Source organism: Mycoplana azooxidifex, assembly GCF_014196765.1.
In the GTDB taxonomy this organism is placed as follows: domain Bacteria; phylum Pseudomonadota; class Alphaproteobacteria; order Rhizobiales; family Rhizobiaceae; genus Mycoplana; species Mycoplana azooxidifex.
On sequence record NZ_JACIEE010000001.1, the window covers coordinates 243,089 to 256,815 of the forward strand.

Genomic DNA, 13,727 nt, shown 5'->3' on the forward strand with positions numbered 1-13,727 from the left:
GAAACGGGTATATACCCCGATAAAAGCGGGCACTTACCCGTAAATTCCGCCCGCATACGGCGATCAGGAAAGGGACTTTGAACATGCTCTCCACAAGCCTAGCCAGATGGATGGCCGGACGGAACCTTCACTACGGCTGGGTGGTCGCCGCGACCACGTTCCTGACCATGCTGGCGACCGCCGGCGCCATGGGCTCGGCCGGCGTGATGATACAGCCGCTGCACCAGGAATTCGGATGGGACATCGCCGACATTTCCACCGCCATGGCGGTGCGGCTGGTGCTCTTCGGCCTGCTCGGCCCCTTTGCGGCCGCCTTCATGAACCATTTCGGCATCCGGCAGGTCGTCTCGACAGCACTTGCCCTGATCATGAGCGGCATTGTCGCATCCTTCTTCATGACGGAGGTCTGGCAACTCCTGCTCCTGTGGGGCGTCGTGATCGGCGTCGGTACGGGGATGACGGCGCTGGTGTTGGGCGCGACCGTTGCCAGCCGCTGGTTCTCCAAGCGGCGCGGCCTCGTCGTCGGCCTGATGACGGCGAGCAACGCCACCGGCCAGCTCGTCTTCCTGCCGGCGCTCGCCGCCCTGACGGAAGCCTATGGCTGGCGCATGGCCCTGACGCTCACTGTGGCCGTCATCGCGCTCGCCATGGTGCTCGTCCTGCTCCTCATGCGCGACCATCCCGCCGATGTCGGCCTGCCCGCCTATGGCGAGACGGCGGTCGTCAAGCCGCCGAAGCAGGACCACAAGCTGCTCGCCACCCTCGCCTCGCCGCTCATCACCTTGAAGAGCGTCTCCGGCAATCCCGTCTTCTGGGTCCTGTTCGGCACCTTCTTCGTCTGCGGCCTGTCGACCAACGGCCTCATCCAGACCCACTGGATCTCGATCTGCGGCGATTTCGGCATGGCAGCGGTGACGGCCGCAGGTACGCTGGCCGTGATCGGCATCTTCGACTTCTTCGGCACGATCTTCGCCGGCTGGCTGTCCGACCGCTACGACAACCGCTTCCTGCTGTTCTGGTTCTACGGTCTGCGCGGCCTCTCGCTGATCTATCTCTCGTTCTCGGGCTTCAGCTTCGTCGAACTGTCGGTCTTCGCCGTCTTCTACGGCCTGGACTGGGTTGCGACGGTGCCGCCGACCGTGAAGCTCGCTGCAGAGAACTTCGGCCGTGAGAAGGCGGGCCTCGTCTTCGGCTGGGTCTTTGCTGGCCACCAACTGGGTGCCGCCACCGCCGCCTTCGGGGCCGGCTATTTCCGCAGCGACTTCAACACCTACATGCCGGCCCTCCAGATCGCCGGCGTGATGTGCATGCTTGCGGCGGTCTCGGTCCTGCTACTCAACCGGCCGGGTTCGGTGAAGCTGGCTCCGCAGGCCGGCTGACATCCCGCCGGCAGGAAGCCTCGAAACGGCAGGCGGCCGTGCGCCGCCCGCCTCCCCGGTCGATCAGTTGCCGGGCTTGTTGCGGATCGCAGCGTCGATCTGCTTCTTCACGGCGTCGAGATTGAACGAGGCCGGGTCCTGCATCGGCGGGTAGTCGATCGCCGTGAGCGCGAGCTTGCCGACCTCCTGCTGCACGCTGACGAAACGCCAGAACTCACGGGCGAAGAAGTCGTTCATGTATCCCCCGCCCAGGTCGTTGAGGCTCTGCCCGCCGATCGACGGGGTCCGCTCGAACGGGTCCTGGCGGATGTTCACCATCGTCGGCATGTCGGTCGTCACCTTCGCCCCGGGCCAGCCCTGGGGCTGCTGGAAGAACTGGAACTTGAAGTTGTCGATCCGGACCGCGCCCAGCTCAGGACCACCGAAGTAGAAGAACTCATGCCGGGCAGACGGGCCTTTCCCCGTCAAGAGATCCAGCTGGTTGTATCCGTCGAGGTGGTTCTTGTAGGTCCGGTCGCCGAGCTGCACGCCCTTCAGCAACTGGTCGGTGATGTCGGGGTTGCCGGCAGCCGCCACGAGCGTCGGAAACCAGTCCAGCGCGGAAAAGATGCCGTTCTCGACCGCGCCGGCCCTGACCTTGCCCGGCCAGCGGATGATGGCCGGGGCCCGGAAGCCGCCCTCCATCACGGTTCCCTTAGTGCCCTTGAACGGGGTCATCCCGCCGTCGGGCCATGTGAACACCTCCGCGCCGTTGTCGGTCGTGAAGATCACGATCGTATTGTCGGCCTCGCCGGCATCGTCGACGCACTTCATGATGGCACCGACGCTGTCGTCGAGCTGCGCCATGCCCGCCTCCTCGAGGCCGTAGTTGCTGTCGCTGTTCATCTGGGCCTGGTACTTCGGCGACAGGAAGGTCCAGACATGCATGCGGGTGGTGTTGTGCCAGACGAAGAAGGGCTTGCCGTCCGTCTTCGCCTTGTCCATGAAGTCACACGAAGCCTTCACCAGAACCTCGTCGAAAGTCCCCATGTCGTATTTCGCCTTGGGCATGATGTCGTGCATGTTCGGCACGTTGGACATGTCCGGATACGGTGCCAGCGGCCCTTCGTCGACGATCCGCTGCTTGCCGACCTTGCCCCAGCGCGGCTGCTCGGACGTGTCGTCGGTATCCGTCGCAAAGCTGTGCACCAGATTGCGCGGGCCGACCTTGTCCCGGTAGGACTGGTCGTTCGGGAACGAATACCAATAGGGGTCCGACATGGCGTCCAGGTGGTACAGGTACCCGAAGAACTCGTCGAAGCCATGCAGTGTCGGCAGAAACTTGTTGAGATCGCCGAGGTGGTTCTTTCCGAACTGTCCCGTGGCGTATCCCTGCACTTTCAGCGCCGCGGCGATGGTTGCAGCCTTGTCGGGCATGCCCACGTCCGCGCCCGCCTGGCCCACGGTGGTCAGCCCGGTGCGAAGGGGTATCTCGCCGGTGATGAAACTCGCCCGGCCAGCAGTGCAGCTCGCCTCGGCGTAGTAGTCGGTGAACATCAACCCTTCCGACGCCAGCCTGTCGAGGTTCGGCGTCTTTCCGGACATGATGCCGCGATGGTAGGCGCCGATGTTGAACCACCCGACGTCGTCGCCCATGATGACGACGATATTGGGTTTCGGCTCTTGAGCGGCAACGGGCGCGTTCAGGGCAAATGCGAATGTGGACGATAGCAGTCCCATGCAGATATTGCGCAAGGCACTCATGTTTCACCCTCCTCCTGGGTTCGCGCAGGCAAAGACGTTCTCGGGCATGCCTAAGAATGCGAAATGGAGAGAAACTTTCGGAATACAGGCCCCGCCCGGGCCTATTCATGTCGCGTCCGAGACGTGCCGTCGGACCGCACGGAATTTACCACGAAACAATGCCCAGCAGCCAGCGCTCCGTGCGCGCGGCGACTATTACTCTGGATATCGCCGGGCGGCCGACAGCCACGCCGGCGCCCCATTGCATCGGTTGCCAGCGAACAGCAAATGCTGGCGGAGCACCGGCAATTTCAGTATAGCGCCTGCCAACACCTCCTCATAAAATGCATGTCTCGGGGTTGAAGCCTCGGCCACGCGCCCTATCATAGTCAGTCGATATGACTGAAAAAAATGAGACTGAAACCCTTCCACGAATAGCCCTCGTCTCGACGCACGGCTATGTTGCAGCTAATCCTCCGCTGGGCGCCGCCGATACAGGCGGACAGGTCGTCTATGTTCTGGAACTTGCCAAAAAACTTGGCCGTCTCGGATTTCTGGTAGACATATACACGCGGCAGTTCGAGGATCAGCCGCAGTTCGACGAGGTCGATGACCGGGTCCGCGTCGTTCGCATCCCCTGCGGCGGCCGCGACTTCATTCCCAAGGAATACCTGCACACCCACCTGATGGCCTGGTGCGAGGCGGCAATCCGCTACATCAGGGCGAACAAGCTCGAGTATTTCTTCATCAACAGCCATTACTGGGACGCCGGCGTTGCCGGCCAGCGCCTGTCCGAGGCGCTGTCGGTGCCGCATATCCATACGCCGCACTCGCTCGGCATCTGGAAGAAGCGGCAGATGGAGACCGACTATCCGGACAAGGCCGACACCTTCGAGAGCGAGTTCAACTTCTCCGAACGCATCAAGCACGAGCTGATCGTCTATCGCAGCTGCAACCTCGTCATCGCCACGACGCCGATCCAGCTCGACATGCTGGTCAACGACTACGGGCTGAAGCCGGAACGGGTCCACATGATCCCGCCCGGCTATGACGACAACCGCTTCTTCCCCGTCTCGTCCGCTTCGCGCGAGATGGCGCGACAGCGCTTCGGCTTCCAGGGCAAGACCGTCCTGGCACTCGGCCGGCTTGCGACCAACAAGGGCTACGACCTGCTGATCGAGGGTTTCTCGGTGCTGGCCGAGCGGGAACCGGAAGCGCGCCTGCACCTTGCTGTCGGCGGCGAGACGCTCGACGAGCAGGAGACGGCCATCCTCGACCAGCTCAAGCAACTGGCACGCGATTGCGGGCTCGAGGACCGGATCGACTTCTCCGGCTTCGTCGCCGACGACGACCTGCCCGACTACTATCGCGCCGCCGACCTGTTCGTGCTTTCCAGCCGTTACGAGCCGTTCGGGATGACGGCGATCGAGGCGATGGCAAGCGGGACGCCTACGATCATCACCGTCCATGGCGGCCTGTTCCGCTCGGTCAGCTACGGCCGCCACGCGCTCTTTGCCGATCCGTTCGACAAGCATGATCTCGGCATCACCATGATGAAGCCGCTGAAGCATCCCCGCCTCTACAACCGCCTGTCGCGGATGGGAGCCCACAAGGCCCGCAGCCTGTTCACCTGGACGGGCATCGCCCAGCAACTCATCGCGCTCGTCGAAGGCCGGCCGATGCGCCAGGCGCTCGACTCCGACGACTGGGCCGAGCCGTGGAACGACGGGGATTGAGACCGTGATCCGCCTCCTTTCCTCCGACCTGGACGGGACCCTGCTCGGCGACCGGCGGGCTACGCAACGCTTCCGCGCCTATTGGGAAGGGCTCAACCCCGCCACGTGCCCGTTCCTCGTCTACAACAGCGGTCGCCTGGTCGATGACATCGAGGCGCTGCTCGCCGTCTCTGACCTGCCGCACCCCGACTTCGTCATCGGCGGAGTGGGGACGATGATCGGCCGGCTGGACGACGATCGGAAACGGCGTTTCGGCGCAACGCTGGGCGCGCCCTTCGACCGCGAGGCACTCATGCACGTGATGCGGCAGGTGGACGGTATCCGGCTGCAGGACGACGCTTTCCAGCATGCCCACAAGCTGAGTTGGCATCTGCACGGCGCCGGCGACGAGCGCATCTCCGAACTGGAGGAGAGCCTGACCGAGGCCGGCATCGAGGCGCGTCTCGTCTATTCGAGCGACCGCGATCTCGACGTGCTGCCACGCACGGCGAACAAGGGCGCTGCCCTCGCATGGCTCTGCCGGGAACTCGCCATCGACCTCGCCGAGGTTGCAGTCGCCGGCGACACCGGCAACGACCGCGACATGTTCACGCTGCCTTCCGTCCGCGGCATCGTGGTCGGCAACGCGCTGGACGAACTGCGGCGTCTTGCGGCGGACGAACCGCGCCACTATCAGGCCCGGCGCGCCTGCGCCGACGGCGTCATCGAGGGCCTGGAGCATTTCGCGGCACACGGGCGCACGACACCGACAAGGGCTGGCGGACGATAGGGTAGGCGACCGCCGGAAAAGGCACCACGCGGTGGTGGAGCCCCGGATCCGACCGCCGATGTTCCCGGAAAACTACAGCGCTACGGATACGTTGGCGACGCCAGTATTAGAATCGGCATCGCGCATGCGCCCGGCCACCTGCAGGAGGCTTTCGGCAGGCCCGGCTGCGCTGACCCGGTTTCGGCCCTCTGCCTTCGCCCGGTAGAGCGCGCAATCCGCAGCAGCTACCAGATTGTCGATGTCGCCGCCGCACAACAGCGCCGAGGCGACCCCGATGCTCACGCTCACCGAAATCAGGGCGCCGTAGTGGCCGATCGATAGCGCGGCGGTATCTTCCCGCAGCAGGTCGGCAAAGGCCACCGCCTCGTCGAGGTCCCGGTCGGGCACGAACAGCGCGAATTCCTCCCCGCCGAAGCGGCCGAAGACCATGCCGTCCTCCAGCCGCGCCGTCACCGCCGCAGCAAAGCGGCACAGCACCTTGTCGCCGGCCTGGTGGCCGTGGGTGTCGTTGACTGCCTTGAAGTGGTCGAGATCGAGCAGCATCAGCACCCCGCCCGGGTGCCGGGGCGAAAGGGCGCCGGCCGCCTCTGCCATGAACGCGCCCCGGTTGAGCACGCCCGTCAGCGCATCGGAACGCGCCGCCTGGCGGAACACGAACTCGCTGCGCTCCTTGAGAAGGATCAGGATGGAGACCGCGACGACCAGCGTATGCACGAAGATTTCCAGCGCAAACGCCGCAAACCAGAACGAGACGGCAGGACTACCGCCGTCGGAGACCGGCGCCAACAGGGCAAACGGGATGCGCGCCGAATAGAACACCGCATGCGTGGCGAGCAGCAGTGCGATCACCCGCCGCGACGGCAGGGCTTCTCGCCCGCGTCCGCGCAGCAGTTCACGCGCCATCGCCAGCGAGTAGGCCGAAACGATCACCGACATCAGGATGATCCGAAGGCTCATGTCGGCGGCGAACTGGTCGGAGAACGCATAGGCAGCGACCCAGGCGGCGGGTCCGGCCGCAATCGCCAGCCGCGAAACGCGCTGGTCGTCGAAAGCGCGAAAGCCGGCCCAGGTCAGGCTGTAACCGAGCGCCGCCAGCGCATTGCCGAGACCGATCGAGACCTCCGGCGCAAGAATGCCGCGCAAGCCGAGAAGCACGCTCGCAGCCGAACCGACCCACATCGCGACGCACCAGTAGCCGGTGGCAACGGACTTGTGGCCGGCAAACCAATGGAAGGCCAGGAAAATGGCGACGACGAGCGTCGACAGGAAAGTGCAGACCATCAAGGTCGGCAGGCTGATCAGGTTGTCGAGCAAGAATCACACCCCTTCGGTGGCCGGAAAATAGCACCGAACACTGAAGACTTCGCAAATGAAAATAACGGGATGCCTGCGCCCGCTGCCCTCGGCGGGCAACCAGTGTCGCCAACCTCGAACACCTTGGGATCATGGGGCCTGGCGACTGCGGTGGTTCACGAGTGTTCTTGGAGCTCGACCACGCCGGTACACGGATGTCGTGCGCTGACCGTACCGCCGCTACCGGCGGCAGATGACTGAAGGTAAGGTACGCACGGCAGGCGTTTGCGCGCACCTCCGGTGAGCCAGCCCGCGAAGGGTCGAGGCTCCACTGTGACAGACACCCTGTCTCGCGAAAAGTGCCGAATGCCGGGCCACGATCGCCGGATCGCGGCGGCATGCTGGCCGATCCCGTCGCTTCAGCCGATCGCGACAGGCCGCGCCGGAACGGCGCTTCACGCCGGCCGTTCAGCCCGCGAGCGCGGCTGCGACCTGCTCGACGGCCTCGCTGGCGCGCTGGCCGTCCGGCCCACCCGCCTGCGCCATGTCCGGCCGTCCGCCGCCGCCCTTTCCGCCGAGGGCTGCCGAAGCGACCCGAACGAGGTCGACGGCATTGAAGCGGCCTGTGAGATCGTCGGTGACGGCGACGACGGCGCTGGCCTTGTCGTCGGCGGAAACGCCGACGAAGGCGACCACGCCCGATCCGAGACCCTTCTTGCCCTCGTCCGCCAGGCCCTTGAGGTCCTTCGGCTCGACCCCGGTGACCACCTTGCCGAGGAACTTGACGCCGGCGATCTCGCGAACGGCATCGCCGCCATTGCCGCCGCCGCCGCCGAGCGCCAGCTTCTTCTTGGCCTCGGTCAGCTCGCGTTCGAGCTTGCGCCGCTCGTCGAGCAGCGCGTCGACGCGAGTAAGCACCTCGCCCGGCTGCACCTTGAGGCTTGCCGCCAGCGTCTTCACCCGCTCGTCCTGCTCAGCCAGATAGGCGCGCGCGGCCTCGCCCGTCAGCGCTTCGAGGCGCCGCACGCCGGCTGCGACGGCACTTTCGCCGACGATGCGCACCAGCCCGATCTCGCCTGTGGCGCCGACATGCGTGCCGCCGCAGAGCTCGACCGAATAGGCCTTGCCGGCCTTGGCGCCGCGGATGCCGGTACCCATCGACACGACGCGGACCTCATCGCCGTATTTCTCGCCGAACAGCGCCATCGCGCCTTCGGCGATCGCGTCGTCGACGCTCATCAGCCGCGTCGTCACGGCCGAGTTCTGCACGATGATCTCGTTGGCCATTTCCTCGACGACCTTCAGTTCCTCGGCCGTCATCGGCTTGGGATGCGACACGTCGAACCGCAGCCGCTCCGGCGCCACCAGCGACCCCTTCTGGGTCACGTGGGTGCCGAGCACCTCGCGCAGCGCCTCGTGCAGCAGGTGCGTCGCCGAATGGTTGGAACGCAGGCGGCCGCGGCGGGCATGGCCGACCTCGAGCGCCACCGCATCGCCGACCTTGATCGAGCCCTCGTCGACGACGGCGCCGTGGACGAAAAGGCCGTCGGCCTTCTTCTGGGTATCGGTCACCGTCAGGCGGCCGTGGTCATGACTGATCGTGCCCGTATCTCCCATCTGGCCGCCGGATTCGCCATAGAACGGCGTCTGGTTCAGCACGAGCTGGACCTTGTCGCCGGCCGAGGCCGCCTCGACCGCAGCACCGTCGCGCACGATCGCCTGCACGACGCCCTCCGCCGTCTCCGTGTCGTAGCCCAGGAACTCGGTCGCACCGTGCTTCTCGCGCAGTTCGAACCAGATCGTCTCGGCGGCGGCATCGCCGGACCCGGCCCAGCTCTTGCGGGCCTCCGCCTTCTGCCGCTCCATCGCATCCGAAAAGCCCGAAAGGTCGACGCCGATACCGCGGTTGCGCAACGCATCCTGGGTCAGGTCGAGCGGGAAACCGTAGGTGTCGTAGAGCTTGAATGCCGTCTCGCCGTCGAGAATGTCCCCCTTGTGGAGGTTACCCGATGCGTCGGAGAGCAGCGACAGGCCGCGTTCGAGCGTCTTGCGGAAACGGGTCTCCTCCAGCTTCAGCGTCTCGGAGATCAGCGCCTCCGCCCGCAGAAGCTCCGGATAGGCTCGTCCCATCTGCTGCACCAGCGCCGGCAGGAGCCTCCACATCAGCGGATCGCGCGAGCCCAGCAACTGCGCGTGGCGCATCGCCCGGCGCATGATGCGGCGGAGCACGTAGCCGCGGCCCTCGTTCGACGGCAGGACGCCGTCTGCGATCAAAAAGGCCGAGGAGCGCAGGTGGTCGGCGATCACGCGGTGGCTGGCGCGACGCTCCGGGTCGTTGGCATCGACGCCCGTCGCTTCCACCGAGGCCGCAATCAGCGCCTGGAACAGGTCGATGTCATAGTTGTCGTGCTTGCCCTGCAGAAGGGCAGCGACCCGCTCGAGCCCCATGCCGGTGTCGATCGACGGCCGCGGCAGGTCGACCCGCTCTTCCTTCGTCAGCTGCTCGAACTGCATGAAGACGAGGTTCCAGATCTCGATGAAGCGATCCCCATCCTCTTCCGGCGAGCCGGGTGGGCCGCCCCAGATATGGTCGCCATGGTCGTAGAAGATCTCCGAACACGGGCCGCACGGGCCGGTATCGCCCATCGCCCAGAAATTGTCGCTGGTGGCGATACGGATGATGCGGCTGTCGGGCAAGCCGGCGATCTTCTTCCACAGGTCGAACGCCTGGTCGTCGGTATGGTAGACGGTGACCAGCAGTCGGTTCTTGTCGATACCGAATTCCTTGGTGATCAGCCCCCAGGCGAGCTCGATCGCGCGCTCCTTGAAATAGTCGCCGAACGAGAAGTTACCGAGCATCTCGAAGAAGGTGTGATGGCGGGCCGTATAGCCGACATTGTCGAGGTCGTTGTGCTTGCCGCCGGCGCGCACGCATTTCTGTGCGCTCGCCGCGGTCGAATAGGGGCGCTGCTCGAGCCCGGTGAAGACGTTCTTGAACTGCACCATCCCGGCATTGGTGAACATCAGCGTCGGGTCGTTGCGCGGCACCAGCGGGCTGGACGAGACGACCTCATGCCCGTTCTTGCGGAAATAGTCGAGAAAGGCCGACCGGATCTCATTCACGCCGCTCATCTTGCGTCCTATCATACTTGCAGGCGTATGGGCCGAGCCCTGCCTTAGACCACACTTCAACGGGTTCGCCGCCGATCCGGACAGTCACCCGGCATCCCGGATCTGCGCTACCGGTTCCGTCCGTCACGTGCCGCACGGCGCTGCCGCATCCCTCCCCGGTCCCAGACTTCCGGGCCTCCCGGTCATCCAGTCCCCGAGACGACAGACGGTCGATACCACGGGCGCTGGCCGGACAGCCCGCTAGCCTCGGCACCCTGCGTGCCGTGCCCTCGCCTGCTCTTGACCTGCTCCTGCCCGGCTCCCGGACCTTGGAAAACTGATGGCTTTTATCGTTCGCCATCTCCCCTGTCCAGACGAGAAAGCCGGCCTTCGCATGGGCGAAGACCGGCTTTCGAACGGAAATCAGGGAAGCTTGCGCCGATCACATCTCGGCAGCACTGTCGCCGTCGTCATCCTCCGGCCGTCCGGTGTCCAGCAGCTTTTCGGCAATGAGCCCGGCATTCTGCCTGAGCGCCATCTCGATCTCGCGCGCGGCATCGGGATTATCGCGCAGGAACTGCTTGGCGTTCTCGCGGCCCTGGCCCAGCCGCTGGCTGTTGTAGGAGAACCAGGAACCGGACTTCTCGACGATGCCGGCCTTGACGCCGAGGTCGATCAGTTCGCCGGTCTTGGAGACCCCCTCGCCATACATGATGTCGAACTCGACCTCCTTGAAGGGCGGCGCCATCTTGTTCTTGACGACCTTGATCTTCGTCTGGTTGCCGATGACCTCGTCGCGCTCCTTGACCGCGCCGATGCGGCGGATGTCGAGGCGGACGGAGGCGTAGAACTTCAGCGCGTTGCCACCCGTCGTCGTTTCCGGCGAGCCGAACATGACGCCGATCTTCATGCGGATCTGGTTGATGAAGATGACCATGGTGTTCGACTTAGAGATCGACGCCGTCAGCTTGCGTAGCGCCTGGCTCATCAGACGGGCCTGAAGGCCGGGAAGGCTGTCGCCCATCTCACCCTCGATTTCGGCGCGCGGCGTCAGCGCTGCGACCGAATCGATCACGAGGACGTCGATCGCCCCCGAGCGCACCAGCGCATCGGTGATCTCGAGCGCCTGCTCGCCATTGTCCGGCTGCGAGATCAGAAGATTTTCCAGGTCGACGCCCAGCTTGCGGGCATAGACGGGATCGAGCGCATGTTCGGCGTCGACGAAGCCGCAGATACCGCCCTTCTTCTGGGCTTCCGCGATCGTCTGCAGCGCCATGGTGGTCTTGCCCGAGCTTTCCGGGCCGTAGATCTCGATGATTCGCCCCTTCGGCAGGCCGCCGATGCCGAGCGCGATGTCGAGCCCGAGCGAGCCGGTCGGGATGGTCTCGATCTCGACGACACTATCCTTCGCGCCGAGCTTCATGATCGAGCCCTTGCCGAAGGACCTCTCGATCTGAGAAAGTGCCGCTTCGAGTGCCTTGCTTTTGTCCACCGATTTGTCCTCTACGAGCCGCAAAGAGTTTTGTGCCATTTGCTCCACCTTTAGGTTATTGGGGCCAGACAGGCAATGAAGCTGCCGATGGAAGCTATGTACACTTTTTGTTCTCTTTTGGCAACAGCACACCATGCAATTGATTAGTTTCGATATTCCGGGTCGTGTTCTTTTTTCGTTTCCCCGCTCGCTTGCGGCATTGTACCACCATGTCGCCTGCCGTTGCGACGGCAATCGCGCAGCGAATCGGACCGCACGGAAGGACGCACGATGACGGGCAGCAGGATCCTTGCGCTCGGCGGCGCCCATGTCGACCGGCGCGGCCGCATCCATGCCGAGACGGCGCCCGGCGCCAGCAACCCCGGCAGTTGGTTCGTCGAGGCCGGTGGCGGCGCCTTCAACGCGGCGCGCAACCTCGCCCGGCTCGGCCATGCGGTGCGCCTGATCGCCCCGCGCGGCGGTGATGCGGACGGCGAGATCGTCGCCGCCGCGGCCATGGAAGCAGGCGTCGAGGACACACCCTTCACCTTCCTGGACCGAACCACGCCGAGCTACACGGCGATCATCGAGCGCGACGGCAACCTGGTGATCGCGCTCGCCGACATGGAGCTCTACCGCCTGTTCTCTCCGCGCCGCCTCCAGCAGCGCGCGGTCCGCGAGGCGTTCGCCGCGACGGACGCCGTCATCACCGATGCCAACCTGCCGGCCGAGACGGTCGCAGCCATCGCGGACGCAGCGCGCAACAACGCCAAGCCGGCCTTCGGCATCGCGATTTCGCCCGCCAAGGTCGTGCGCTTCAAGGAGAGCCTGCCGAAGCTGTCGGGCCTGTTCATGAACGAGGCGGAGGCGCGCGCGCTGGTCCAGTCCGAGCCCGACGATCCGCGGCGCTGGCCGGACCTGCTGCGGTCTGTCGGACTTGCCTGCGGTGTCGTCACCCGCGGCCGGCATGCCGTCATAGCCTTCGACGAGGCTCAGGCCGTCATGCTGGCCCCGCCACTGCTGGAGGTTCTGGGCGACGTGACCGGAGCCGGCGACGCGCTCGCCTCCGGCTTCATGTCCGCCCAGCTTGCCGGCCGGCCGCTCGGGGAAGCGCTGCGGCAGGGGGCGGCAGCCGCGCTGATCGCCGTCCGCTCGCCGCTGGCGGTGGCCGAGGAACTCGAACCCGACCTGCTCGCCCGCGTCATGGGACTTGTCCCGGACGCCGAAATGCTGTCATGACACCGGTGCGGGCGACAAACGATCGCCCGCACTGCCAGCCGACACGCTCCGAGGATCAGAAGATGACGAGATCAGCCCCTCTCCTGCCGATTGCCTATTCCGACGAGGTCACGGCCGCAAAAGAGCGCGGCGCTCCGCTCGTGGCGCTGGAATCGACCATCATCACCCACGGCATGCCCTATCCGGGCAATCTGGAGATGGCGCGCAGCGTCGAGCGGATCATCCGCGAGGAAGGCGCCGTCCCGGCGACGATCGCGGTGATCGAGGGCGTACTGCATGTCGGCCTCGACGATGCCGAACTCGAGACGCTGGCGCAGACGGCCGGTGCGATGAAGCTGTCGCGCGCCGATCTCGCCTTCGCCATCGCCGAGCGGCGCACCGGCGCGACCACCGTGGCCGCGACCATGATCGCCGCCGCCCGCGCCGGCATCCGCGTTTTCGCCACCGGCGGCATCGGCGGCGTACACCGCAAGGCCGAAGAGAGCTTCGACATCTCGGCCGACCTCGACGAACTTGCCCGCACCGGCGTCATCGTCGTCTGCGCCGGCGCCAAGGCGATCCTCGACATTCCCAAGACGCTCGAGGTGCTGGAAAGCCGCGGCGTTCCGGTCGTCACCTATGACAGCCCCGACTTCCCCGCCTTCTGGTCGCGCGAATCGGGCCTGCCGAGCCCGCTGATGCTGAACAGCCCCGCGGCCATCGCCCATTTCCAGACGGTGCGCGAGCAGCTCGGCATCGACGGTGGCATGCTCATTGCCAATCCGGTCCCGGAAGAGAGCGAGATCCCGCGCCGGGAGATGGAAATATACATCCAGCGCGCCCTCGACCACGCCGAGCGCGACGAGATCACCGGCAAGGCGGTCACGCCCTATCTGCTGGACACGATCTTCCGTCTCACCGACGGCCGGAGTCTTGCGACCAACATCGCGCTGGTGGAAAACAATGCCCGGCTGGCGGCCGAGATCGCCGTTGCCTTGGCCATCTGACGCCACGGCCTCTGTATGACC

The 13,727-nt window shown here is 65.5% G+C and carries 9 protein-coding genes; 5 read left to right on the plus strand and 4 right to left on the minus strand.

Annotation, left to right across the window (positions count from 1 at the left end):
• Positions 1-83 precede the first annotated feature (83 nt).
• On the plus strand, positions 84-1,379 hold the full coding sequence (locus tag GGQ64_RS01210) for an MFS transporter (RefSeq protein WP_183798029.1): 1,296 nt from the start codon (positions 84-86) through the stop codon (positions 1,377-1,379).
• Positions 1,380-1,442: 63 nt separating this feature from the next.
• Here GGQ64_RS01210 and GGQ64_RS01215 read toward each other — a convergent pair whose 3' ends face one another.
• Positions 1,443-3,122, minus strand: a complete 1,680-nt coding sequence (locus GGQ64_RS01215; RefSeq protein WP_183798031.1) for an arylsulfatase — start codon at positions 3,120-3,122, stop codon at positions 1,443-1,445.
• 377 nt (positions 3,123-3,499) lie between these two features.
• On the opposite strand from GGQ64_RS01215, the gene GGQ64_RS01220 reads away from it, so the two are divergent.
• Complete coding sequence (locus GGQ64_RS01220; protein ID WP_183798033.1) at positions 3,500-4,837, plus strand: glycosyltransferase family 4 protein; 1,338 nt, start codon at positions 3,500-3,502, stop codon at positions 4,835-4,837.
• A 4-nt stretch (positions 4,838-4,841) separates the two neighbouring features.
• Positions 4,842-5,606 (plus strand): HAD-IIB family hydrolase, encoded by a 765-nt coding sequence (locus tag GGQ64_RS01225; RefSeq protein ID WP_183798035.1) that lies wholly within the window; start codon positions 4,842-4,844, stop codon positions 5,604-5,606.
• 72 nt (positions 5,607-5,678) lie between these two features.
• Here GGQ64_RS01225 and GGQ64_RS01230 read toward each other — a convergent pair whose 3' ends face one another.
• The 3 genes from GGQ64_RS01230 to recA form a co-directional block, all read right to left on the minus strand.
• Complete coding sequence (locus GGQ64_RS01230) at positions 5,679-6,920, minus strand: GGDEF domain-containing protein (RefSeq protein ID WP_183798037.1); 1,242 nt, start codon at positions 6,918-6,920, stop codon at positions 5,679-5,681.
• 447 nt (positions 6,921-7,367) lie between these two features.
• The gene (alaS, locus tag GGQ64_RS01235; RefSeq protein ID WP_183798039.1) at positions 7,368-10,031 is read right to left on the minus strand and encodes an alanine--tRNA ligase; all 2,664 of its coding nucleotides are present in this window, start codon (positions 10,029-10,031) and stop codon (positions 7,368-7,370) included.
• A gap of 421 nt (positions 10,032-10,452) precedes the next feature.
• On the minus strand, positions 10,453-11,541 hold the full coding sequence (gene recA, locus GGQ64_RS01240) for a recombinase RecA (RefSeq protein WP_183798041.1): 1,089 nt from the start codon (positions 11,539-11,541) through the stop codon (positions 10,453-10,455).
• A 231-nt stretch (positions 11,542-11,772) separates the two neighbouring features.
• Between recA and GGQ64_RS01245 the strand changes: the two genes are divergently transcribed.
• The gene (locus GGQ64_RS01245) at positions 11,773-12,720 is read left to right on the plus strand and encodes a carbohydrate kinase family protein (protein ID WP_183798043.1); all 948 of its coding nucleotides are present in this window, start codon (positions 11,773-11,775) and stop codon (positions 12,718-12,720) included.
• A 62-nt stretch (positions 12,721-12,782) separates the two neighbouring features.
• The gene (locus GGQ64_RS01250) at positions 12,783-13,706 is read left to right on the plus strand and encodes a pseudouridine-5'-phosphate glycosidase (protein WP_183798045.1); all 924 of its coding nucleotides are present in this window, start codon (positions 12,783-12,785) and stop codon (positions 13,704-13,706) included.
• Positions 13,707-13,727 lie beyond the last annotated feature (21 nt).

What these genes read in the sequence shown, in the direction of transcription:
- recA (WP_183798041.1), bottom strand. Translation starts at nt 11,541, where the DNA reads ATGGCACAAAACTCTTTGCGGCTCGTAGAGGACAAATCGGTGGACAAA.
- GGQ64_RS01245 (WP_183798043.1), top strand. Translation starts at nt 11,773, where the DNA reads ATGACGGGCAGCAGGATCCTTGCGCTCGGCGGCGCCCATGTCGACCGG.
- GGQ64_RS01250 (WP_183798045.1), top strand. Translation starts at nt 12,783, where the DNA reads ATGACGAGATCAGCCCCTCTCCTGCCGATTGCCTATTCCGACGAGGTC.
- GGQ64_RS01210 (WP_183798029.1), top strand. Translation starts at nt 84, where the DNA reads ATGCTCTCCACAAGCCTAGCCAGATGGATGGCCGGACGGAACCTTCAC.
- GGQ64_RS01220 (WP_183798033.1), top strand. Translation starts at nt 3,500, where the DNA reads ATGACTGAAAAAAATGAGACTGAAACCCTTCCACGAATAGCCCTCGTC.
- alaS (WP_183798039.1), bottom strand. Translation starts at nt 10,031, where the DNA reads ATGAGCGGCGTGAATGAGATCCGGTCGGCCTTTCTCGACTATTTCCGC.
- GGQ64_RS01215 (WP_183798031.1), bottom strand. Translation starts at nt 3,122, where the DNA reads ATGAGTGCCTTGCGCAATATCTGCATGGGACTGCTATCGTCCACATTC.